This is a genomic window from Jilunia laotingensis (assembly GCF_014385165.1).
GTDB classification, from domain to species: Bacteria; Bacteroidota; Bacteroidia; order Bacteroidales; family Bacteroidaceae; genus Bacteroides; species Bacteroides laotingensis.
Window position 1 is genome coordinate 4,619,524 of the sequence record NZ_JACRTF010000001.1, and the last position, 25,099, is coordinate 4,644,622.

A 25,099-nucleotide genomic window follows, 5' to 3' on the forward strand; every position below is an offset into this window, starting at 1 on the left:
TTTCAAAAAAGATTATACATAATAACAATCATCTCACCTGTTTATTTTTTATACAGTTTCTGACTACGAATTACATTGTTATATTGCATTTTAACAACATATGTACCTGAAGCCAAATCTGCAACATTTACACTTTCCGGATAATTAGTGATAAATTTCACCAATTGACCGGTAGTCGTATAAACCCATGCTTTCTCTACATCTTTAAAGAATACAACATCGTTTGCAGGACTCATCCAGAACTTAGAGAAACCGGCATTTTCTGATACAACTTTTTCTACACCAGTAGGAGGAGTTGTAGGATCTTCATCTCTTACACGGTCTGGTTCGTCAGCCTCACCTTGATCATGCAAATCTGGAGCAACCGGACGCTGATCATTATCACCTGTTATTTCTACACCGAAATCAATAGAGAACCCTTTGGCAGTCTGACCACATGGTCCAGGATGTGCAAACCATGCATCTGAGAATACAACGCGAAGACGGCTCTTACCAACTGCTGCATCGGCAGGGATTGTAAATTCCTTCGTATATCCCTCAGTTTCAAATTCAGGAGTACCTTTTCTTACTTCACCTAAATCGAATAATAACTCATCTCCATCAGGCTCAAATGAATTACTTTTATCCAAATCCATATAACCTTTAGCAAAACAGAAACGTAAACCATCAGTTTTACTCAAGTTGCTGGTATCATAGGCTTTGAATGACAGTGTAATTGTTTGGCCTTGTTTAACTTTCAGTATATGATCTGTTGCATCTACATATTGTGTTCCATCAGGTTGAGGAGCCTTGGCATGATAATCTAAGTTTTGATCAGCACCAGTCGTTGTAAAGGATTCTACATAACGTTGTTCACGAGCTATATCGGCACCTTCTGCAGCAGGATTCATTACCGATTCACAATAAGTATTATCCTTAAATGCGGGAAGATCCGGAGAAGTAGAACGCTCAACTTTCACCCATTGTACTGGAGAATATGTTTTCAAGTCAACGGAAGCCGCACGTACACCAATATATGGTTCATCATTATCATTTTCAAAAATAATATTTCCTGCAAAACCTGCCCAAGAAGTTGTACGTGCTATTTCTGCAATTTTACCATCAGCACCATTTTTATACATTATCTCGAAGTGATCGATATTAGCTTCATCATTATAAATCATTCCCCAATCTGCACGATCAGTATTCAAGTTTGTAGGATCTATAGCCCAATTCAATTTTACAGATAATGACTTTGTCGTTTCTTCTTTAACTTCGACTTTCAGACTATTAGCCTTGATGAATGCCGGTGTCGCAATGCGATCATCACTCAATTCAAGTTTACCAACCAACATGTTATAATTACCTGCATAAGCCCCCTTCACACGAAGTCCGATATACTCAATCACATCGTTGGTATTAATTCCTGACAATCCAATCTCTTTTTCCTGCCAAGTAGCACCTTCAGTGTTACCAACAGGGAATTCGAGCCATTGATCATTGTCTAATTTCTTTAAAATTACAAATAGACGAGATGGCTCACTACCTGTAGCCCCTGATTTTAATGCAACTTTTGCAACAGGTTTTGAACTGGTTACATTTAACTTTGTACGATAAAGTACAACATCTGTTCCTTTATCTGTAGCATTTCCCTCCAAACGTAAAGCAGAACCACCAATATATGCATCTTCATGAGTAAATGAAGGCTGAATTTCAGTAGAAACGGTAGTTGTTCCCGCATTATATACCAACCAGCGATAAGTAGGAACAACATCCTGAGCCCCCATATGATACCAATTTCCAAACGCTTTCTTTCCTTTATAATTATAACGTTCGCCATTACCCAAAGAGAAATGAGTGGAGAAAGGCAAATCTCCTTGTATTGCTGTACGTTCCGGAATAAAAGACGCTAAACCACAGAAAGATGATAAAGGCTCTTTTTCACCGTCCTTCTCCCAATTATTCCCAGTATCGGATATAGGTAACAAATTAGCCGGATTACGGTTTCCTCCAGAAAAAGTTCTTTCTAATAGTTTTTGATAGTTAGATTGGAATTCCATAGAAGTAGCACCAACATTATAACTCATAAAGCGACTTTGATCATGTTCACCCCACAAGCATACACCGGCTCTTTTAGCATCATCATTTTCTTGTAATGCACTCCAACGTCTATCCATTGAAACAATCCAAACACCAGTATAAAGTCCAGAAGCATCACCATACGCATCTTCAGCTACTTTCACAGAAGAACCGATGTTGTAAGAAAAATCACCTCCTGAATAATTCAACATTAAATCCGTTGTTTTACCAGTTTCTTTTGTACCGTATAAAGCATCTACGTAACGAGCCGTCAAAGCTGATTGAGAAGTATAAATACCGATATGGAAATTAGTGAACCCCTTTTCTGCAGCAATTTTATACAATTCTTTGTGGAAAGCTACTACATCCTCATCTGAGTAACTGTTATCTTCCCAATTATAATTGATACCATCCGTACCAAAAAACATCAAACAGTTAATCAACGCTTCAGAATACTTAAAAGTATATTTACTTCCATCAGGATTTTTCTGTCCGATCAAAGCACTATATTCACCATCGCCACTTCCAGCGGTCCAACTCTCAAAGAATTTAATTCCACTGAAAATATCCGTTCCATTCTTGTGAGCAGCATCAACCCATGCACCTGGAGCTTGAAAAAAACTATGATTCCATGAACCAAACAAATTAGTATAATTCCACATAGAATACACATCTTCACTGAATTTTCCACTAGGGAAACCACCAATTTGTTTACCAATTCCAGTCGGAATATTCATCCACAAGTTACGTTTTTCATACAAATCAGTATGTAACTGCTTGTTCTTATCTATCATAACAGAACGTGGGCGTACATGAGAACGAGCAAATTCAATATCAAGCTCATTAAAACCAACAGCTTCAAATTCTGCTATTGTTGGATACTGTCGTCCAGCTTGTAATGCTTCATAAAATAAGTCCAACATAATTTTATCCTGAAAAGGAGTAAAATCAAATAATTCAGTAGAAGCCGAAGGCGGTAGATCGTCTTGAGCCATCAACGGACTTCCCCATGTTAAACAGCACATTGCTGCAACACATGCTAAAGTAATCTTTCTCATTGTTTTATGTTTTATAGATTAGTATTAATAAGCGGATAATGCTCTTTTTCAAGCATTATCCATCCTTTTTAGTCACTATTTATTAAAAATTTGGTGCATCAACATCCCACCAAAGGCGTGTTGCTTGTAAATCATCGCCCCCCAAGGCTTCCAAACCAGAGTTAGCAATATCATACTGAATTGCTGCAGTATTTCCCGGGAACGGCATTCTACGAATCAAATCGCCTTCAGCCAAACTTCCATCACCATCCTCGACATTCAATACCGGAAATATCTTTGGATATCCCGTACGACGCAATTCACTCCATGCTTCATAAGAATATGGAAAAAGAGCTATATATTTCTGAGTAATAATTTTTTCTAATTTAACTTCAGGATCATCCCCTTCATTCCACTTCACACCTATTTTAGTTACACTACCAATATTGTTAGCCTCATTCATCGGATCAATATAAGTATATTCTACTGCTGACTCACGTGCTTTGTAAGCAGCCAATCTGGAAGTATAATCAGGAGAACCACTATTTCTATCTTCAACATAGGCATTATCGATACCTCTATAATAAAAGAATTCTGTACTTTCTGTTCCCATATCCCATCCATAAAGTTTTCCTTCAGCTCTCAAAAAATCAACTTCCGACAATTTCATCAAATAAAGAGGTGCATTAGCCATTGGTGCTGAACTTAAACGTGAATAAGCGGTTCGTGGATTATTATCATAGGATTGTCCCGGAATCATTTCTGTACCTGCTCTTAGCCCGACTATTCTTGTATCCGGCTCCAAAATCTGGGTAGGATCATTTTCATTAATCAAAGCATTTCTATTTTTACGAAATAGATATTCAGTATATGGGTGATTTAAACTCATCAACAAACTCTCAAAAGAGGCATTTAAACGGGTGTCACTCCAAGTCTCCGATATCTCAACCAACGGATTAGTAAAACCAATTAAACTAGGGAAAAGACCTACCTCTTGATTAGTGGATTCTATTACTCCATCTTTCACAGCTTCTTCGGCCCATTTTTTTGCATTTTCCGGTAATACTTTCACAACTCTCATTGCCATTCTCAGTTTTAACGAATTAGCAAAACGCCTCCAAGTATCCAACGACCAATCCTGAGTTACCGCATCATAACTTCTTAATATAGATGTAATTTTCTTTTTATACCAATCAGGACGATTATCATAATTTTTCAAACAAGCAGATATCGTATCCAAATTATCTACAATATTCGTATAAATATCCTTCATTGAATTATAGGTAAAAGGATGTTTCTGCTGATTCTCTTTATAATTAAAGAAAGAAAAAGGACCATATATATCGGCCATTTCTTGAGAAGCATAGTCGAAAAGTAATAACCCAATAGCTTTCATCTCTGGAATTGAATCAATCTTTGGATGATTCAACATGGGTGCTAAACCATTCTTAACAATACTATACGACCCCTCAGGCCCTGAATTAAATTCAGTATTAATATAATAGGTAGAATTAATTCTTCCGTCAAAATTATGTGGTAAACAAAAATAACCTGCATAATTATCCACACCTAAACTGAACTGGTACTGATAAGCATGGGCGCCCGGCAAATTAGCCTCTTTTCCACCTCGCATTGCATATTGTGCAGTCAACATCTGGCCAAAATAAGGTTTCAATGTTGATTCTGCTTCAGCAAAACCATCTGCTGAAATCTCCTTATGATAGTTAATACTATCTGCTTTACCATGAAAGACCTCATCTTCAAATTCTACATCACTAGACAATGACTCATCCAACGGATCATCAAAATCCAAACAAGATTGTAAACCAACGCTTACAAATGCCAGAAATACCGCTGATAAAATATATTTTTTCATAATTTAAAATCTTATTAATTATTCTATTAAAAATTTGCTTTCAGTGAGAATCCGAAAGAACGTGACGATGGCATATTGAATATTTCAAATGCACTCAGACCATTTTGTGTAGAAAGAGAAATATCTGGATCAACAGGAGCATCTTTATAGATAAAGAATAAATTACGAGCAATGAAAGATATTGATACATGTTTGGAAGCACCTAACAAATTACGGAAAGTATATCCTAAGGAAAGTTCTCTCAATCTAAAATTGGTAGCATCATATATATATTGAGTAGCATTTACATCCCCTCCAATACCTTGATAATACTCTGAGATAGGTGCCAGATTTCCGTCTGGCATGTACAGAGCCGGTTTTCCATTCCAAACTAATGAAGGATCTGCTTCAGCAGCTAAACGGGCATTTGCCGTACGTTCAGAAACACCTAATTTATCCAATTCAGCTTCTGTAAAGGAGATAACTTTTCCACCTATTTTTCCATTAATCAAAAAAGATAGATTGAAATCTTTGTAAGTAAATGAGTTACTCCAACCCAATTGATACTTGGAATACATATTACCAACATATACACCAAACTTCTCATTAGACAATTTAGGTCTACCAGTTGAAGAAAGTTTAATACTTCCATCCTTATTACGATCAAAATCGGTAGCATACATATCGCCATAAGTACCTCCTTCTTCATATTTTACTTGAATTTTACCGTTGGCGATTTGCTGTTCGACCAGTGCTTCAGTTCCATCCTCATTGTATGCAGTTTTCAATATCTTATTGTTGTTCAAGGAAAAATTCACAGAAGTTCTCCATAAGAAATTTTTCGCTAAATTCATTGAATAAGTTACTGTAGATTCAATACCAGAATTGCGAATTTTACCTGAATTAGAAGGAGTTGTTTTACCTCCCTGAACAGAATTTAACATATACAAATGATCCGCAGTTGCATTATAATAGGTAAAGTCCAATTCTAATGAGTTCCGAAATAGAGCCATATCAAATCCAACTTCAAATGATTTATTTGTTTCAGGTATAGGATTATCATAATGACCAATAGTTAAAATATTTACAGCTCCAGTAACCATATTTGTTGTAGATGAGTTCCATGCACTATTTGGAATACTATTACCTACCTCACTATATGACATCCTTACCTTAAAATGATTAATGTCTTCCGGTAGTTTAAATATTTTATCCACTAACGCATTGGCTCCAAGTCCGAAATAACCGTAATTTGTGGCAGTCCCCCTAGTCTTATAGAAGTATCTAAAAGGACGATACCAGTCACGACGATAACTACCATCAATATACACCATTTCTTTAAATCCTATTTGTCCAGTAAACAACAGCGCTTTATCCCAGTTGGATGTAGGGCTATATGTTCTTCCACTTGTATTACCTTCGGAAGCCATAGGATAAAAATAGTTAATTACAGAAGGCAGTTCGCGTCTCATAGGATCATATATGGTAGCGTTCGCCCAAATTTTTTGTAGATCACTTTTTATAGTATGCCCTACCCATCCTGCTGTAGCCGAGACTGCAAAGTCCTTTATATCTCTATTATAGCTCAAAAGATAATCCACATAAATTTCAGTAATTTTTGTCAGATCTTGCCCATACATGCCATAATCTTCCATAGCAGCGGGTGTCCAAGTTGTAGCCCATCTATTAGTCGTTCCGGTAGATTTAGTACGATCAATATTTAAACGAGCTTGAAAATCCAATCCCTTCATCAGATTCAGCTTTGCTGTAATATAACCATACGCCCGTTCTTCTTCTTGCCTACTTTGATTTCTATTAGCCAACCAATAAGGATTGTTATGACCCTTAGAAGCATAAGCCCATTGTTGCTGAGGCCCTGTTAATTCTTTGCTCTCTGTTGCCCATTCCCAATCACCATTTTCATTTTTAATATAATGTCCTTGGAGAGCCGTAGTCCACGATCCATTTTCATTTACATAATTATCTTTGTAATAGCTCATATCAATATTACGTGGCATTGTATAAAGGTCATAAAGAGGATTCAAAGCAGTACCTCCACCTGGACGATTTTTGGTAACAGCCTGAATGTAATTCATTGATAAATCTACTTTTAATCGATCATTAAAAAGAGAATAGTTTTGTCTGAAAGAAAATGAATTCCTATTGTAAGAGTTTTTAGGAATCATACCATCAGAATGTGAATTGGCATAAGAGAAGTAAGAGCGAATCTTTTCTGATCCTCCACTCAACGAAACAGAGTTATTGTAACTAACCCCAGTACGAAGAAAGTCATCTACATCATTAGCAGCATAGTTTCTTAAACGAGCACCTTCGTATGCTAATTCTTCCGGAGTCAATTCCGAGATTTTTTTCCCCCAGCTATCTACAGACAATGTGTTTGCATTCAAATTAACTGCAGCACCATATACATTCTGAATTTTTGGGGTCACTAAAGGCTTTTCAAAAGTTATATTTGCAGAATAATTTATATCGATTTTGCCCTCCTTACCTTTTTTAGTAGTAATCATAATTACACCATTGGCTGCTTTACTACCATACAATGCAGCAGCATTAGCACCCTTCAAGACATTCATACTCTCTATATCATCAGGATTAATCATAGACAACGGGTCAGAACCTTCACTGGAACTCGAATAAGTTAAACCGGAACCACCACTTTGAACATCCTTCTGTCCGTTAATATCATTTGTAAGAGGAATACCATCGACAACAATCAATGGACTATTATTACCTAATACAGATTTATTACCACGAAGCACTATCTTAGATGCTCCACCGGCTCCACCGGCACTTGGTGTAATAGTGATACCAGAAACTTTCCCTTGCAAAGAATTTACAAAATTGGCATCTTGTACTTTCATAAGTTCATCACCGCTCACTTTTTGTGTTGCATAAGTTAACGATTTCTCCTTACGTTCGATACCCATAGCTGTAACGACAACTTCACTCAACTGTTGAGCATCTTCTTTCATGACTACATTAAATGAAGAAGAACTTGAAACTGGCAAAATAACTTTTTGATATCCAATATAAGTAAACTCTAATGAAGCTTTGTTATCAGGCACTTCCAAAGAATACATACCATCAATATCAGTAATAGTACCCATAGTAGTACCTTGAACCAGCACGCTCACTCCAATCAAAGGTTCACCGGTTTCATCTGTTACCATTCCTTTGATCTGACGTTTTCCTACCTGCTGTACGGCTTTAGGAGCTGCCACATTCTCTTTTGTATAAAGAACCAAATATTTATCTTTTACAGAATAAGAAGCATTTGAATTCTTCAATAATCTTGCCATAACTGTTGATAGTTTCTCTCGAGAAGCTTTGATGGATACTACTCTGTCAGGATTAACATCCTTTGTATTGTAAACTACAGAAAGTGATGCCTGACGGCCAACTTCATCAAGAACCTTACTCAAGGGAACATTTGCAAAATCCAGATTTAATAAAAACTCTTGTGCAGATGCACTCATGACAGTCGGAATAAAAAGGAAAAGAAATAATAGCAAGATCCGACACTTGCATTTTGTAATTTTTCTCATTTAATATTCTTTTAATGTTAACAAATTCTGAAATACTCTCAATAATGTAGTTTCACTACACATTAAATACAATATTAAGGAATGCCTTTCATCATATTATTCTTATATTTGGTTATCATTTATGTTTTTCTATTCTCATTTTACGATAATAATACATTTGATAACCTAGAGTTACTAAAAGAAAAGAGAAAAAAAACAAAAAAAAAATCCTCAAAGCCTCTATACTGTCATCAGCAGTAGTTCCGGCTTTGAGGAATTATAATAGTTTATTAATTCTATCTATATTATTTCTTAAAAGATAAATGAACTTGTTTACCTTCCATTTTATATTGAAAATGTTTCGTCAAAGATAAAACATCTAATATATCGGTTATATCATTATCGGTTAGAAACTCACACGTAAAGCGTTCTTTTTTTAATACCTCGTCAGAAAAGATAAAATGTACATCAAAATGCTTTTCCAAACAGCTCGTTATTTCTTCAAAAGTAGCCTGCTTAAATTTCAGCTTGCCATCCATCCATAATAACACATCTTTGGCAGACGACGAATGCGAGAGTTTAGCATGGAGTGTTTCTGTATTCACGTCTAATATTTGTTCAGGCTTAAGTACATAATCCCTATTATCTCCAGGTAAATCAACGCGTACAGAACCTTTCAACAATGTTGTGACTACCCTATCTTCAGCAGCCCTAGCACGCACGTCAAATTTTGTACCTAACACTTGTACTTTCACATTTTTACTATTAACAATAAAAGGAGAATGCTCATTACGAGCAACTTCAAAATAAGCCTCACCAGTAAGATCAACTTGACGTTCACGACTCCATAAAGAAGTTTTATACGCCAATTGAGTAGATGAATTCAACCAGACCCTGGAACCATCAGGCAGTACAAATTGCGCTCGTTGCCCAGACGTTGTAGCAACGATGAAATTAGACGTTTTATTTAGCACCAAGAATGAGAATCCTACAGCAAAAACAATACCGGTGAGGAAAGCTGCCAAAGGAATAGCATAATTTTTCCATTTTATAGAGGGAGAATACCTCGTCGTTTTTTCCTTTTGTTTTATTTTGTCTTTTAATTGTGTCAAAGAAGCATCCACATTTACAGAATCCATTGCAGCAGCACGCTCCCCCAAAAACACTGTGTAATATAATTGCTCCAGTATTTTCCTGTTTTCGGGAGCCGCATCACACCATGACTCCACTTGTAAGGCCTCTTCGTCACCAAGTTCTCCCTTTAGGTAACTTAGTAATTTTGTTTCATCCATGTTGTTCAATCTTCTTTTTACCTTATTACATACTATTGATATTAGTAATACAGTTATGATGGCAAAGATACTAAATGGAATACAAAATAAAATATTATTTAGTGAATCATTTTGAAAATGTAGAAATTATAAGTATGTTTGCTTTGTTATTTAATAATTTAAAATGAGGAACGATACCAAACCTTTGAATATTAATGATAATAATGATGTAATAAAGGCTTTAAAAGAAAGTGACGAATATGCTTTTGAAAACGTATATAGGTATTATTTTCGCGGTTTATGCGCTTTCTGTTCCCAATACGTGCCTTTATCCGAAGCCGAAGAAATTGTACAAGATACCATGATGTGGCTTTGGGAGAATCGTTCAAGCCTGATTGCTGATCTTACACTCAAAACCTTACTATTTACTATCGTAAAAAATAAAGCTTTAAATCGGATTACGCATTATGAAGTAAAACGCAAAGTACATCAAGAAATAGCAGATAAGTACGAAAAGGAGTTTGCTGATCCTGACTTTTATTTAGAAAACGAATTAATAAAACTTTATAATAAGGCATTGGAGAAATTACCAGCAGAGTTTCGTGAATCCTATGAGATGAATCGTAAAGACCATCTAACTCATAAAGAAATAGCACAAAAATTGAATGTTTCTCCGCAAACTATAAATTATAGGATAGGACAAGCATTAAAAATTCTTCGTATTGAATTGAAAGATTATCTTCCCCTTTTATTTCTCCTTTTGCATCATCGTTTATAAAAGTAAGATAAAAATTACCGTAAAAGCTTCTCTGCCAACAAATGACAGTTAGCCCGATCAACCTTTCCACTTCCTGTCATTGGAATATGCGTAACTGAAAAGATATAATGAGGACGCTGATATTTATCCAATCTTAAGGCAATTTCGTTATTTATCCAATCCTTATCAATCTCTGACTCTATTAAAAGCACTACCGTTTGTCCCAATTTCGAATCAGCTACATAGGTTATGGCAAATGGAAAAGGAAAAGATGGTTTAATCAACTCTTCCACCTCCTCTATTTGTATTTTAATACCTCCACTATTGATAATATTATCCTTTCTTCCAAGAACAACAAAACTTCCATCTGTATTAAATTTAATGATATCATTAGTAATTAAGACTTCGTCACAAACTAAGGGTGCATGTATAACTAATGTATCTTCAGTAGAAAGAGAAAGCCGCACAGAAGAAAAAGGCACATATGATGAAGAAGCCAAAGGACCATTCAAACGTCGTAAAGCAATGTGTGAAAGCGTTTCCGTCATCCCATAAGTAGAATAAATTTCTCCAGGTAATGAATGAATTTCTTTCTCCAATGCCATATCAATTGCTCCCCCCCCTATGATGAGTTTAGCTATTCGAGATAAGCGTTCTTTCTCATAAGGAACTTGTAGGGAATTGAAAACTTGTAAGGGTACCATTGCGGCAAAGTTTATAGGCCTATCTAAATCAACCAAAGGATGTCCGGAAGGTGTACGTAACAACAAATTCAATCCAGCCACTAAAGCGCGAATGACCATCATCTTTCCGGCTATATACTGCAAAGGCATACAAAGTAAAGCTGTATCCCCGGCATGAAGACTTAAAAATTCACAAGTCAAACGGGCACTTTGCATCATTTGTTCCTTACGCACATTCAAAACTTTTGGAGTTCCTGTAGAACCGGACGTTTGAACTCTCATAAAAGAATTTTCATCAAACCAATCTGCCAGGAACAATAAAAGTTCTTTCAAAAAAGAAGAAGTATCTTCAGATAATTCAGTAGACATTATAAGTATATCTTCGCGCGAATATTCCCGTCCTTCCAATAGTAATGTTTGCTTTGATCTATCAAATTGCATATTCATTATATTAAGGCTTGTACCAAAGACAATCTTTTCTAATCTCAAGCGGCATCTCTATATTATCTGTAAAAAGCGACCCTGTACCCAGCCCTTGAGGTAACGGATTACCAAACGTTGCACACCATTGCGCTATCGCATTCAATCCTATATTTGATTCAAGCGCAGATGTTATCCACCAACCAATATTACGTTTCTCAGCTTCGTCAATCCATTCATGTCCTCCAATAATACCCCCATGAAGCGAAGGCTTCAGTATTATATACTGAGGACGGATCATATCAAGTAACCGTTGTTTATCTACCGGATTATTTATACCGATTAGCTCTTCATCCAACGCAATAGGAAGAGGAGTAGAAGCTGCAAGCCGAGCCATATCTTCCCATTGCCCCGCCCGAATAGGTTGCTCTATAGAATGTAAATCCAATTCAGCCAATCGTTTCAGTTTATCCATAACATCCATTGGGGTAAAGGCTCCGTTTGCGTCGACACGGAGTTCTATTTCATTCACAGAAAAATGACTTCGGATGAAATGAAGTAATGACAGTTCTTCTTCGAAGCGGATCGCTCCAATCTTCAACTTGATACAGCGGAACCCAGCGGACATCTTTGCTTCAATCTGTTTCAGCATTTGTGCATAATTCCCCATCCATATCAATCCATTGATAGGTATTCCAGCTTCACCCCGGGAAAAAGCAGTATCCCAAAATGCCGATGAACCTGTTTTCAAATGCATAAAAGCTGTTTCCAACCCAAAAAGGATTGATGGATACGAACGTAACAGTTCATGATCAATGGCACCTGTTTCAGTTACATGCCGGCAGATATGTATTAACTCAGCTTCATAATTCGGCACATCATCGCAACTCAGATTAGGAAGAGGAGCGCACTCCCCTATACCAATCCTTCCGGGATATAGATCGGAAGTAAGATGAATATACCACACGTCACGAGTAGTATAAGTTCCACGAGAAGTCCCTGCCGGCTGTTTGAAATGCAGCCGGTAAGGAATAATTTTTATATCATACATGTATAAAGCTCAAATTTACATAAGGGTGTCGTACTTAAAAAAGGCTAATTAAACGAACTCTATGGCATTTTAGGAAATTGCTTAAAGTCCGGCTTACGCTTTTCCAGAAACGCATTTTTTCCCTCTTGCGCCTCATCCGTCATATAATAGAGCATAGTAGCATCTCCTGCCAGTTCCTGAATTCCAGCCTGTCCATCAAGCTCCGCATTAAGTCCGGCTTTTATCATGCGAAGTGCCAGCGGACTAAGTTGCATCATTTCCTCGGCCCATTGCACATATTCATCTTCAAGTTTATCGAGAGGAACTACTTTATTGACTAATCCCATATCTAATGCTTCCTGTGCATTGTATTTCCGACAGAGAAACCATATCTCACGAGCCTTCTTCTGCCCTACTACTCGCGCAAGATAAGATGAACCAAAACCAGCATCAAAACTACCTACACGCGGGCCGGTCTGACCAAAGATCGCATTTTCGGATGCAATTGATAAATCACAAACAACATGTAAGACATGACCACCTCCAATGGCAAAACCATTAACGGCTGCAATAACTGGTTTAGGGATGCTACGAATTTGTTTTTGAACATCAAGAACACTGAGGCGAGGTACACCGTCCTTACCGATATATCCACCGCGGCCTTTCACATTCTGATCACCACCGCTACAAAAAGCTTTATCTCCCGCACCTGTAATAACCACCACATTAATTGCAGCTTCTTCCCGGCAAATACGCATGGCATCACTCATTTCCCCCGTAGTAGTGGGTGTAAAAGCATTACGATAACGTTCCCGGTTAATTGTTATGCGGGCTATACCATTGTAAAAATCAAAAAGAATATCTTCATATTCCTTGATTGTCTCCCATTTTCTTTCTGTTGACATAATATATAGTGATTAATGATTATGACGAGTAGTTAGTAATTAGATAAATCCCAATTACTTTTCACTCCCTCCCGAATTTTGTTTTAATTGATGATAATAATCTTTCAGTATCCGGGCATCTTTATTTTTATTTGTGAATACTTCCATCAATACCGGTTGATTCATAGGTTCAGGTTGTGCAAACAGTTTCATGGCTTCCAACAGTTGGTTTTCATCTTCAACACATTGATACAAAAAGCCACGTTCTTCTGCCCATCCTTTGGCTGACGTTTTATGAACGGCTGTAATGAATTTATGTGATGTTCCCGACATCTCCAAGCCCGGAAGAGTATGAAATATTTCACCTCCTCCATTATTTAACAGTAAAATGCGGATATTTGTCCCTATATTACCATTCCAAAGTGCATTCATATCATAAAAGAAACTCAGATCGCCCATAACCACAAAATTTAGCTTATCCGAAGCCGCTGCATACCCAATAGCAGTGGACAATGTCCCTTCAATCCCACTTGTTCCGCGGTTGCAACATACTTCAACCGTGGGAGGAACTGAGTAAAGTTGTGCATAGCGAATCGAAGAACTATTACCCAGATGAAGCGCACTTTGCTCCGGCAAAGTACGAATCAAAGCTCCAATGGCGGACATTTCCGAATATGCCATTTCCATCTGGGGCAACGCTTTACAATAATTTTCCCACATAAGTGGATATTGTGGCGTCTTATTTTCCAACAGAAAAGCAATCTTCTCAAGAAATTCGAAAGGATCCATTTCTATAACTGTCGTCAACGAGCCATAAAGATCGACTACCTCACCGTCTAATGACACATGCCAATGCTCTTTAGGCGGATGTTGACGGAGATACTTCTTCAAGCGTTTGGAAACGACATGCCCACCATAAGTAATCAGTAACTCAGGCATCATCTTCTCCTGCACCTCATCATTCATTGTATAAAGAGCAGCATCAAAGTTCCGTATCGGCAGACCTGGAACAGTTTGATTCCCTATATGCTCCGACAACCATGCAAAATGTTTATAAAGAAGCTTGGAATATTTTTTATCAAACAAATAAATAAGATTCATTTGCCCTACGATAATCATCCGTTTCTGATATTTATTCAGTCTTTCGATTAATTCCTTATAATCTCGGTCATAAACATTCAGTCCTTGATAGCGAGTAATGACGCGTACTTCAGGTAAGACTTCAGCAGTAAAGCGAAACAGGGGTTCATTAACCGGTACATTAATATGCACGGGCCCTTTGCCATGATGATGTGTTGCGAGTAAAGCCTCGTTTATGAGGCGATTACAATACCACTCGTCTTCATCCGTATAAATTTCTGGTAAGTTGACCGACTTCTTCACTAAGGTACCAAAAACACCTGGTTGGGGCACGGTCTGCCCATCCATTTGTCCGATCCATGCTCCAGGACGATCGGCCGAAATTACCACAAGAGGAACATTCTGATAGAATGCCTCTGCAACAGCAGGGTGAAGATTGAGCAAGGCAGTCCCCGAAGTACAACAAACAGCAACCGGTCCTCCTCCATTCAGTGAGAGGCCGATAGCAAAAAAGCCGGCACTCCGTTCATCCGTCATAGGATAGCATGTGAAAGAAGGATGCGTGGACAAGGTATGCACCAAAGGAATGTTACGGCTTCCTGGACATAATACTATCTTCTTTACTCCATGAGCTTCAAGTAAAGCTACTAACTGGAGGATATTTTTTTTATCTGTATACACTTTTATTATTCAATTAAAAGGCAATATATATTTAGAAACGTCCTTCAAGACAGGAGGTTGATATTGGAATCATCCATTGTCATCGGTCAATTCTTAACCATTCTGAGCATCGTCAACATTTTCTTCTCCGTTTCTTGCCATTCGTCTTCCAAATCGGAAGTAGCAAGCAAACCACCACCGGCATATAAGGTCAACTTACCGGTATCTATATTCATACACCTCAAATTTACGTATAAATCCGTCTTTTTGTCGGGAGCAATCATACCAACGAAGCCAGAATAATAGCAGCGATCATGTCGCTCGTTTTCCAAAATAAATCGGTAAGCGGCCTCTTTTGGCAAACCACAAACGGCAGGTGTAGGATGAAGCAAATCCAACAATGTCCCAAGCCTCTTATTGTCAGGCAGAGAGAACTTGAAATCAGTCTTCAAATGGGATAATGCACCGGCATAAGCTGGATAAGGCCCCGACTCAATAGGTCGAATTCCAAAAGTCTCCAACTGGTTTCTCACATAAGATGCCACATATTCCTGCTCCTTCCGGTTCTTATCGTCCCACTCTTGAGGGAGCTGACCATTCTGTAAAGACTGCGTACCGGCAAGGGCAACCGTGTTCCAATCATCTCCCTCTCCGGAAAGGATAACTTCCGGAGTGCTACCCAACCAGACTCCTGTATAAGGAGTATAACAGAGATAGACGTAGGAATGAACATATGTAAGAGAAGCCCTAAAAAATACATCTGCTGGTGAAAAACCGGATTCGATATCAAAGTCTTGACTACGAGAGAGTACCAATTTATCAAATCGTTTCTCTTGCAATGCATTTATAAAAACATCAAAGTTGGCAGAATAGTTAGCTGTAGGTGACGTCTGTAATTCAGACGAATGCATATCGAGATGCTTATCCCTATCAAACTCTACTTCAACTTCGATATCAGGCTTTATAAGCACAAGCGGACACTGTCTGTTTATCTTGAAAGGGGCAATCACAAAACCTTCTTTCCCGTTCAACTCTTCTATATCATAGAACAGACGAACGCTCCCTTCCGATTGTATCGCCAAGTTTACCACCGGACTTCCGGGAAGGTGAAAGATGGCAAATGATATTCCACGTCTTATAAACCCATTTATTTCAGCAAGAAGATCAACGCTGCCCTCACGCAATTTCCGCTCAATACCGTTCATCCCTTCTTTAAAATGCTATTAACAACCCGTACCGAAGATACCAGTTTTGCAGTAGACGTGAATACGTCTACATTCCACACATGAGAAGAACGACCTTTGTGTACGATTGTTCCTACAGCCCGCACCGTATCTCCTTCATGGGCAGAAGATATATGGTTACCACTCACCTGCATACCGACTACAATCTCATCCGGTTTACATAACATCATCGAGCCCAATCCGGCTACTGTTTCCGCCAATGCCAATGTAGCTCCCCCATGCAAAATTCCAAAAGGTTGCCGGGTGCGTTCATCTACGGGCATCGTAGCTTCCACTCTATCTTCAGATGCATATGTATATTGGATGCCAAGATTACCCATTAAAGCATGTCGTGCCCGCTGATTCAATTGTTCCAGTGGAACTTCTGCAGGACGAATGGCAGCAAGAATAGTCTTCTCTACCGCTTCGGCAACGCCATCTTCATCATTGGATGCAGTAATACGGTCAGCACATACTTTTACGGAATCCTGTGCGTTACCCATAGCAATCCCCAAACCAGCCGATTGAATCATAGAGACGTCACAAACTCCGTCACCAATGGCAATAACTTCTTCAGGCTTTATTTCCAGTTTTTCAAGTAAAGCTCCTAAAGTATTGGATTTATCAATGGAACAGGGCACAACTTCCAAAAAATAAGGTTCCGAACGGAATATATCAAGAGCGCCGTTCAACCTTCTGCGCCAATGGTCTTCAAGACTGATAAGAGCCTCCTCGTCGTCACTGACCAGCATACACTTACAAGGAGCAAAATCTATGGCAATCGAAAATTCGGTTTCCGGTATAATCTTTAGATTATTAAGCAATGCCTCCTGGCGTATATGTTCGTTGTCAGGAGAATTGGTAATGATCATATCATCGTGGTAAGTGAAGATATCAAACCCACTTTTACGGGCTTTCTTCTCCAAATAGGGTATCATTTCAGGGTTTATTCTACGCTCGAACAAGATTTCTCCATTCTGCGCATTGATTATCTGTCCACCATTATATGACAAGATGTATCCTCCGTAATTTCCCAGTTCCAGTGTTTTGGCAATAGACATGAGGCCATACGTGGGTCTGCCGGAAGCCAAAACGATTCGCACACCCATTTGTTGTACCTTTAGCAAAGCAGCTAATGTACGTTTACTGATTTCTTTTTCGCTATTAAGCAATGTCCCGTCTACATCAAGAACTAATAATTTATACTTCATGACTTATTGGTTTTGAGATTCTGACAACAAAGGTAGGATTATTAAATTAAAAATTAAATAATGAGAAATGAAAATTGAACGGGAAAGATAAAAGAAACCAAAAACAAGTTTTCCCAAAACAAGGATACGGATACTTGAAAAGCTTCTACAACAAAAAATCACCTTTACTACAGCAATGACTGTAGCAAAGGCGATTCTATAAATCCAAGGCTTTTAAGATAGCCTTATTCTCATATATTAATCATCTGTCTTTAATTTATGACAGGAGTGTTACCCATTGTCAACTCAAGTGTACCACCATTAACAATATCCTGATGGGTAAAGAAAGGTTTTTCTAAAGGTTTTCCATTCATTGACATTGACTGGATGTATTTATTCTCACGACTGTTGTTATGGGCTATGACAGTAAATTTCTTTCCATCCTTCAAATTGACAGTTGCTTTATTGAAAAGAGGACGGCCAATAGAATAGACAGGTTTTCCGGGACATACCTGATAGAATCCCATTGTATTAAGGACATACCATGCCGACATCTGTCCACAATCCTCATTACCGGACAGTCCGTTAGGATCATTAAAATAAAGTGTATTAAGCACGCTGTCAACAAGTTCCTGCGTTTTATAAGGCTGATCAACGTAATTATACATATGGATAACATGATGGCTCGGTTCATTGCCATGCGCATACTGACCTATCAAACCGGAAATATCGGCAGATGTCATTTCTCCCTCCAATGCCGAATCCGCCGTGAACAGAGAGTCCAGTTTATTAACGAAACCTTCGCGGCCTCCCATCAACTCAACCAATCCATCTATCTGATGAGGAACAAACCAAGTCCATTGCCAAGCGGTTCCTTCGCAATAATCATCGTTACGATGAGTAGAAGAACGTGGATTAAACGGTGTACGCCAATTACCATTGCTGTCCAGTCCACGCATGAAACGAGTAGACGGATCAAAATAGGTCTTATAGCCTTCGGCAAACTTAGCATATTTTTCATGATTGGCAGCATCGCCCAAGCTTTCGGCAAAAACAGATATGCACCAGTCATTGTATGCATACTCCAATGCTTTCGCAACCGCCTCATTATCCTTGTCACAAGGGACATAACCTATCTTATTCTTCCAGTATTTAGCCTGTGGCATAAGATGCGGCAGTACTAACGGTGGACATTTGATACCGGTAGTATCATATTCCGCAATGCGCAAACAAGCTTTATAGGCTTCGTCCACATCAAAATTACGATAGCCCTTCATATAAGCATCAACGATAACGGGAACCGCATGATAACCGATCATCGTACCAGTATAATTCCCGGCTAGCTCCCACATAGGATATACACCGCCTTCACGTTGCTTTTGAACCAATGAACGGATAAATGCTTCATTGAGTTCCGGATCGATAATCGTCATCAAAGGATGATAAGCGCGGAAAGTATCCCAAAGAGAAAATACAGTATACATTGGTTCTTCAGCTTTCCCCTGATGTGGTTTCAAATCCATGCCGAGATAACGACCATCTACATCCGTAAAGAGATTAGGTTGTACACCGGTATGATATAGGGCTGTATAGAACATTGTTTTCTGATCTTTATTGTCTGTATCGATATCTATCTTCGATAAATATTGATTCCATGACTTGCGGGCAGCACTGCGTACTCCGTCAAAGTCCCATTCAGGAATTTCCGCTTCTACATTCTTGCGCGCTCCATCAATATCCACCGCAGAAACTCCGACTTTTACAAATATCTCCTCACCGGCTTTTGTATTGAAATGCAACAGCACCTTAGCCGTAGGTAGCAACTCGCCTCCTTCGTCAAGAGCCATCGAATCAGTCACCATGGTATACGTAAACGGTTTTGAGAATTTCGCATAGAAATTAATATATTGGTCGAACGCCCAATATACAGTCTTTTTCCGTCCGCAGATTTCAGTATCACTAATCACTTTCAGTTCCATCTCCTGGTTTTCCTGGCGTTGTAAACTATAGTCCAAGTCAAGGATAAATCCGGCTTCTGTAGATTCCGGGAAAGTGTAACGATGAATGGCAGCACGTTTTGTCGCCGTAAGCTCCGCTTTCACGTTGTAACGGTCAAGCAACACAGAATAATATCCCGGTTGGGCAACTTCATTTTTGTGAGAAAACGGAGAAGCATATGCCATCTGCTGACTCTCCGACCCCATCGAATGGTAATCCTGCTTTCCAACCGTGGGCATCAGTAAAACATCACCGTAGTCACCACATCCGGTTCCATTGAGATGTGTGTGCGAAAAACCATTAATGGTAGAATCATCATAATAATAACCCGAGCAGGCATCCCATTGATAAATGCGGGTGTCAGGACTGGGTTGTATCATTCCGTTAGGTACCACTGCGCCCGGATAAGTATGTCCGTGTCCTCCGGTACCGATAAATGGATTCACATAATCTGTGTAATCTTGTGGTGTGGATGACTGGGTACATGCAACCGTTCCCAGTATTAAAGTGCATCCGAGAAGTGCAGAAAATAATTTCATAAGCGTTTGTTATTTGAAATGTTCCAATACATATTAGTTCTAAAGAAGACAAAAGTGTGACCTCTGAATATAATACAACCGAAACAAAAAAAACACTAACGCCACGGTACACAAAAGTAGCAGAAAAATGGCAATAAGCTATTTATCTTTGAGATGCGCCTGTAGATAATGTTGTAAAATGAGAGCATGATTATGCAACGGTTCTTTGGAAGCATACAACAAAGTAACAGTTTTCTGCCCGGATATCCGATCCATAAATGCTGCTACTGCCGGAGAATTTTCCAACTCTTTCTCATATAATGCTGCGAATTCATTCCAATGCCCGACAAAATCTTCATGAAACCATTTCCTCAGTTCAGGCGAGGGAGTGATATCTTTCTCCCAAGAATCGTATTTCAAATACTCTTTTTTCATTCCACGTGGCCAAAGGCGATCCACAAGGACACGATAACCATCCGTAGCAGACGGATCTTCATAGACTCTTTTTATTTTAACAACTGTCATAAGCTTATTACTTAATACATAATCAGAGAACCGGCACACAACGGAATAGTTCTCAGTTATAACAAATAAAAGGGTAGTTTTTAATTACCGGCTGATTCATTTTGACACATTGTTTTTCTAATATGAAATAAACAGCGTTATTCTGGCCAACGATAAGTACCAGCAGAAAAAACGCAGTGTAGGGCAATTTGAATTATTCATTTTGTCACAATAATGATAAAATGGACTACTGTACGCACAGATTAGTTCAAATTCTCTTTCCACATAATAGATAATATAGACCTGCTATTCGCAATATATCACTTACAAAAGCTTCGCAAGATGAGACGAAATAGAATAATAACAAGAAGAAAAGGATGCCTTTTCCGTTAAATTTCACTTCGATTTATTGGTTATTGATATTTCATCTGCTAGAAATAGTTACTTTATCTGTTGATTATTAATATTTCATATGTTGGAAATGGTACTTTCATCTGATGAAAATGGTAGTTTGATCCACCAACCAAGGTTATTTTATATGTTTTTGAGCTATATTTTTCCCTTTTCAACACCCAAAGCCACCTTCTTAGTTGCTATTTAGGGAATTTCATAAAGATGATTGGTCAGTAATAAAAGAGAAACGGAAACATATTGTCAGTAAAACAGAAGTTTTACTATGATTATTCACATCAACAGACCTATCTCTCCTGAAATCAAATAAGGTTCTACTTTCCCGATAACGAGCGAAAGCAAAACCTTATGACTTATGAAAAACAAACAAAAAAGCGGAGAGAACGAGATTCGAACTCGTGATACCCTTTAGGGGTATACACGCTTTCCAGGCGTGCCTCTTCAACCACTCGAGCACCTCTCCTTTTTACTTCAGGAAAACTTCCACAATTCAATGACAATATTCACTATTTAAACTTGCAAATCGCTTTCCGGGGTGCAAATATAGATAAAATGACTATGCCATCCAAAATAAATTATAAAAATTGAAAGACAATATTTCCTTCACTGCCAAAGAATAGCTAGTAAATATCTCTTAAACTACAAATTACTGAAAGAAAAAATGTATTAAAAGGCAAAACCGGAGATACGCACCGATACACTCAAAAGCGTAGCCACCGATGCAGACACAACCATAGCAAGTGGAGTGGGTTCTCTTTTCGGGAGTGAAAAGCTGAAAGAATGAGCCGTTTATGGAATCGCGTATGCCGTTCTGGAAGAAGGGCGTGGGCAACATAAGGTTTATTGTTTTGGAATTTCAAAAGACAATGGTGTGTTGCCATCAAAATCAGAACAGAAGTTGTATAATATTGCAGTCATTGATTTGGACGGGATTGGCCACAGCAACATGTATAAAAACGGAACATCGGAACAGCACGGCAGGATGAATCAATACGTTTATGATTTCATAAAATAATTGGAAATGGTAAAAACACCCGAGCGATTCTACATTGTTCGGTGGTTTTCTTAAATAAAACAAAACGCCCAACTTTACATTCTTGGATGTAAAATTGGGCGTTAACTCTATAAAATATTGATTTTCAATACTTATTGCGGAGAGACAGGCTCTCGAACCTATACATTCAAGAAATATCATAAAATTGCAAATTACTGATAATCACACACAATTTGGAATACATAGTAAATCTAAATCTTTCTGAATATCTTTTGCTATTCCAAATATTGGGTGTATATTTGGGTGTAGAATTTCAAACGCACCCAATTATGAATATCAAACGAAACATCATTTTTGCATTGGAAAGCCGGAAAAAGAACGGTGTGCCAATTGTGGAGAATGTCCCCATCCGTATGCGCGTCATATACGCAAGCCAGCGCATTGAGTTTACAACGGGTTACCGCATCGATGTAGCCAAATGGGATTCCGACAAGCAGCGAGTAAAGAACGGGTGTACCAACAAATTAAAGCAAAGTGCATCTGAAATCAATGCCGATCTGCTGAAATACTATGCCGAAATTCAAAATGTGTTCAAGGAGTTTGAGGTACAGGAAACCATGCCAACTACCCAACAACTAAAGGATGCATTCAACCTGCGGATGAAGAATGCCAACGAAGAACAGCAGGAAGAAGCACAGATAAGTTTTTGGGAGGTGTTCGATGAATTTGTAAAAGAATGCGGCAATCAGAATAACTGGACTGAATCCACATACGAAAAGTTTGCAGCCGTTAAAAATCACCTCAAGGAGTTCAAGGAAGATGTGACCTTTGAATATTTCGATGAGTTCGGATTGAACGAGTATATCAATTTCCTGCGTGACAAAAAAGACATGAGAAACAGTACCATCGGTAAACAAATGGGATTCCTCAAATGGTTCCTGCGATGGAGCTTCAAGAAAGACTATCACCAGAATATAGCATACGATACGTTCAAACCGAAATTGAAAACCACCCCCAAGAAGGTAATCTTCCTGACATGGGAAGAGTTGAACAGACTAAAAGACTATCAGATACCCAAAGACAAACAGTATCTGGAACGTGTCCGGGATGTTTTCCTGTTCTGTTGCTTTACCAGTCTGCGTTATTCAGATGTTCGTAACCTAAAGAGAAGTGATGTCAAGTCCGACCATATAGAAGTCACCACCGTTAAAACGGCAGATAGTCTGAGTATTGAACTGAACAAGTACAGTAAAGCCATACTTGAAAAATACAAGGACATCCATTTTGAAAACCACATGGCATTGCCTGTTATCAGCAATCAGAAAATGAATGATTATCTGAAAGAACTGGGAGAACTGGCAGAAATTAACGAACCTATACGTGAAACCTACTACAAAGGAAATGAACGTATAGATGAAGTTACACCGAAATACGCATTACTCAGCACACATGCAGGAAGAAGGACATTCATCTGTAATGCACTGGCTCTCGGTATTCCTGCACAGGTTGTAATGAAATGGACAGGGCACAGTGATTATAAAGCCATGAAGCCTTACATTGACATAGCAGACGATATTAAGGCCAATGCAATGAACAAGTTTAACCAACTCTAAAAGTATCAGTCAGTTTCACAGATTATCCATTATTAGAGTTATCTTTGTTAAGTAATAGTTAGTGATATGGAAAATAACAACGAACATAATATAAAGAAAGGTCATTTTGATGCCTTTGTCCATGCTGTCGGTTCGGAAATAGAACAGGCACAAGTCCGACTCATTACCGCAGCCAATGCCCAGATGTTGTTCCATTACTGGAAAATGGGGAATTATATACTGTACCACCAACACCTACATGGGTGGGGTGGTAAAATTATCAAAAAATTGGCACAGGCAATCAGATTCAATTATCCTGAAAAGAAGGGATATTCGGAACGTAATCTTACTTATATGTGCCAGTTTGCCCGTTTATATCCGTTAAATGTACTTCGTAGTTTTATTGAAGCAGATTCAATACTGTCGGTCCCAAATATTCAAAACATTACTAATGAAGTCCTTAAGCTCAATAGCGGACAATTTACGCAGGAGCTTACTGCGCAAATACAATCAGCTGATAATCAATCTTTAGAAATTACGCAGGAGGTTCCTGCGCAATTTCAGAATGTAGCAAAAACAGTAGCAACCATCTATAAAATAAAAATAGAGGATATAGAAGATTTATTCTTGGCGTCACCGATTGCAAGAATAAATTGGGCAAGCCATATGGTCATACTCAATAATCCGCTACCATTGGGCGTAAGGTATTGGTATATGAAACAATCTGTAGAAATGGGTTGGAGCAGTAATGTGCTGAAAATGCAGATTGAAAGTAATCTGTATGACAGACAAATCAAGAGTAACAAGGTAAACAACTTCACTGCCACACTTCCGGCACCTCAAAGCGATCTTGCCAATTATCTGTTAAAAGACCCGTATATCTTTGACTTGGCAGGAGCAAAGGAAAAGGCTGACGAAAGGGATATAGAAGAACAGTTGGTAAAGCATGTAACCCGTTACTTGCTGGAAATGGGTAACGGCTTTGCTTTTGTTGCCAGACAAAAACATTTCCAGATTGGGGACAGTGACTTTTTCGCCGACCTGATCCTATATAATATCAAGCTCCATGCCTATGTTGTCGTGGAATTGAAAGCAACGCCATTCAAACCGGAATATGCAGGGCAGTTAAATTTCTATATCAATGTTGTAGATGATAAACTGAGGGGAGAAAATGATAACAAGACCATCGGTCTTTTGCTGTGCAGGGGTAAGGATGAGGTCGTGGCACAATATGCCTTGGCTGGATATGACCAGCCGATAGGTATCAGCGACTATCAATTGAGCAAGGCAGTACCCGAAAATCTGAAATCTGCCCTACCGAGTATAGAAGAAGTGGAAGAAGAACTGACCTTATTCCTTGACAAGGACAAGAACCCATAATATAAAGTA

15 protein-coding genes and 1 tRNA gene are annotated in these 25,099 nt (G+C 38.5%); 3 read left to right on the forward strand and 13 right to left on the reverse strand.

What is annotated here, in order from left to right; translation table 11 throughout:
* Positions 1-41: 41 nt before the first annotated feature.
* From H8744_RS18185 to H8744_RS18200, 4 genes are all read right to left on the reverse strand, one after another.
* Positions 42-3,116 carry a GEVED domain-containing protein gene (locus H8744_RS18185; RefSeq protein ID WP_262436210.1) on the reverse strand — a complete coding sequence of 1,025 codons (3,075 nt, stop codon included), beginning with the start codon at positions 3,114-3,116 and terminating at the stop codon, positions 42-44.
* Between the two features lie 82 nt (positions 3,117-3,198).
* Positions 3,199-4,971, reverse strand: a complete 1,773-nt coding sequence (locus H8744_RS18190; protein ID WP_262436211.1) for a SusD/RagB family nutrient-binding outer membrane lipoprotein — start codon at positions 4,969-4,971, stop codon at positions 3,199-3,201.
* Between the two features lie 26 nt (positions 4,972-4,997).
* A complete protein-coding gene (locus H8744_RS18195) occupies positions 4,998-8,516 on the reverse strand; it encodes a SusC/RagA family TonB-linked outer membrane protein (protein ID WP_262436212.1) in 3,519 nt (1,172 codons plus the stop codon).
* A 284-nt stretch (positions 8,517-8,800) separates the two neighbouring features.
* Positions 8,801-9,787: a FecR family protein gene (locus tag H8744_RS18200; protein WP_262436213.1), complete on the reverse strand. Its 987-nt coding sequence runs from the start codon at positions 9,785-9,787 to the stop codon at positions 8,801-8,803.
* 163 nt (positions 9,788-9,950) lie between these two features.
* Between H8744_RS18200 and H8744_RS18205 the strand changes: the two genes are divergently transcribed.
* Positions 9,951-10,544, forward strand: coding sequence for an RNA polymerase sigma-70 factor (locus tag H8744_RS18205; protein WP_262436214.1), 594 nt, complete (start codon positions 9,951-9,953; stop codon positions 10,542-10,544).
* 14 nt (positions 10,545-10,558) lie between these two features.
* Here the strand turns inward: H8744_RS18205 and H8744_RS18210 are convergent, their stop codons facing one another.
* The 9 genes from H8744_RS18210 to H8744_RS18250 all read right to left on the reverse strand — a co-directional run bounded on the left by H8744_RS18210 (position 10,559) and on the right by H8744_RS18250 (position 21,587).
* Positions 10,559-11,647, reverse strand: coding sequence for an AMP-binding protein (locus H8744_RS18210; protein WP_305067537.1), 1,089 nt, complete (start codon positions 11,645-11,647; stop codon positions 10,559-10,561).
* 10 nt (positions 11,648-11,657) lie between these two features.
* Complete coding sequence (locus tag H8744_RS18215) at positions 11,658-12,677, reverse strand: o-succinylbenzoate synthase (RefSeq protein ID WP_262436216.1); 1,020 nt, start codon at positions 12,675-12,677, stop codon at positions 11,658-11,660.
* A 59-nt stretch (positions 12,678-12,736) separates the two neighbouring features.
* Complete coding sequence (gene menB, locus H8744_RS18220; RefSeq protein ID WP_262436217.1) at positions 12,737-13,561, reverse strand: 1,4-dihydroxy-2-naphthoyl-CoA synthase; 825 nt, start codon at positions 13,559-13,561, stop codon at positions 12,737-12,739.
* A 54-nt stretch (positions 13,562-13,615) separates the two neighbouring features.
* Positions 13,616-15,301: a 2-succinyl-5-enolpyruvyl-6-hydroxy-3-cyclohexene-1-carboxylic-acid synthase gene (gene menD, locus H8744_RS18225; RefSeq protein ID WP_262436218.1), complete on the reverse strand. Its 1,686-nt coding sequence runs from the start codon at positions 15,299-15,301 to the stop codon at positions 13,616-13,618.
* An 86-nt stretch (positions 15,302-15,387) separates the two neighbouring features.
* Complete coding sequence (locus H8744_RS18230) at positions 15,388-16,464, reverse strand: isochorismate synthase (protein ID WP_439649389.1); 1,077 nt, start codon at positions 16,462-16,464, stop codon at positions 15,388-15,390.
* A 17-nt stretch (positions 16,465-16,481) separates the two neighbouring features.
* Positions 16,482-17,714, reverse strand: coding sequence for a Cof-type HAD-IIB family hydrolase (locus tag H8744_RS18235; protein WP_262436220.1), 1,233 nt, complete (start codon positions 17,712-17,714; stop codon positions 16,482-16,484).
* Positions 17,715-17,965: 251 nt separating this feature from the next.
* Positions 17,966-20,230: a GH92 family glycosyl hydrolase gene (locus H8744_RS18240; protein ID WP_262436221.1), complete on the reverse strand. Its 2,265-nt coding sequence runs from the start codon at positions 20,228-20,230 to the stop codon at positions 17,966-17,968.
* 138 nt (positions 20,231-20,368) lie between these two features.
* Positions 20,369-20,734, reverse strand: coding sequence for a DUF488 domain-containing protein (locus H8744_RS18245; RefSeq protein WP_262436222.1), 366 nt, complete (start codon positions 20,732-20,734; stop codon positions 20,369-20,371).
* Between the two features lie 765 nt (positions 20,735-21,499).
* A tRNA-Ser gene (locus H8744_RS18250) sits at positions 21,500-21,587 on the reverse strand.
* Between the two features lie 860 nt (positions 21,588-22,447).
* Between H8744_RS18250 and H8744_RS18255 the strand changes: the two genes are divergently transcribed.
* Both H8744_RS18255 and H8744_RS18260 read left to right on the forward strand, forming a co-directional pair.
* Positions 22,448-23,731 (forward strand): site-specific integrase, encoded by a 1,284-nt coding sequence (locus tag H8744_RS18255; RefSeq protein WP_021992115.1) that lies wholly within the window; start codon positions 22,448-22,450, stop codon positions 23,729-23,731.
* Positions 23,732-23,797: 66 nt separating this feature from the next.
* Complete coding sequence (locus H8744_RS18260) at positions 23,798-25,090, forward strand: PDDEXK nuclease domain-containing protein (RefSeq protein ID WP_007842332.1); 1,293 nt, start codon at positions 23,798-23,800, stop codon at positions 25,088-25,090.
* Positions 25,091-25,099 lie beyond the last annotated feature (9 nt).

What these genes read in the sequence shown, in the direction of transcription:
- H8744_RS18185 (WP_262436210.1), bottom strand. Translation starts at nt 3,116, where the DNA reads ATGAGAAAGATTACTTTAGCATGTGTTGCAGCAATGTGCTGTTTAACA.
- H8744_RS18190 (WP_262436211.1), bottom strand. Translation starts at nt 4,971, where the DNA reads ATGAAAAAATATATTTTATCAGCGGTATTTCTGGCATTTGTAAGCGTT.
- H8744_RS18195 (WP_262436212.1), bottom strand. Translation starts at nt 8,516, where the DNA reads ATGAGAAAAATTACAAAATGCAAGTGTCGGATCTTGCTATTATTTCTT.
- H8744_RS18200 (WP_262436213.1), bottom strand. Translation starts at nt 9,787, where the DNA reads ATGGATGAAACAAAATTACTAAGTTACCTAAAGGGAGAACTTGGTGAC.
- H8744_RS18205 (WP_262436214.1), top strand. Translation starts at nt 9,951, where the DNA reads ATGAGGAACGATACCAAACCTTTGAATATTAATGATAATAATGATGTA.
- H8744_RS18210 (WP_305067537.1), bottom strand. Translation starts at nt 11,647, where the DNA reads ATGCAATTTGATAGATCAAAGCAAACATTACTATTGGAAGGACGGGAA.
- H8744_RS18215 (WP_262436216.1), bottom strand. Translation starts at nt 12,677, where the DNA reads ATGTATGATATAAAAATTATTCCTTACCGGCTGCATTTCAAACAGCCG.
- menB (WP_262436217.1), bottom strand. Translation starts at nt 13,561, where the DNA reads ATGTCAACAGAAAGAAAATGGGAGACAATCAAGGAATATGAAGATATT.
- H8744_RS18235 (WP_262436220.1), bottom strand. Translation starts at nt 17,714, where the DNA reads ATGAAGTATAAATTATTAGTTCTTGATGTAGACGGGACATTGCTTAAT.
- H8744_RS18240 (WP_262436221.1), bottom strand. Translation starts at nt 20,230, where the DNA reads ATGAAATTATTTTCTGCACTTCTCGGATGCACTTTAATACTGGGAACG.
- H8744_RS18245 (WP_262436222.1), bottom strand. Translation starts at nt 20,734, where the DNA reads ATGACAGTTGTTAAAATAAAAAGAGTCTATGAAGATCCGTCTGCTACG.
- H8744_RS18255 (WP_021992115.1), top strand. Translation starts at nt 22,448, where the DNA reads ATGAATATCAAACGAAACATCATTTTTGCATTGGAAAGCCGGAAAAAG.
- H8744_RS18260 (WP_007842332.1), top strand. Translation starts at nt 23,798, where the DNA reads ATGGAAAATAACAACGAACATAATATAAAGAAAGGTCATTTTGATGCC.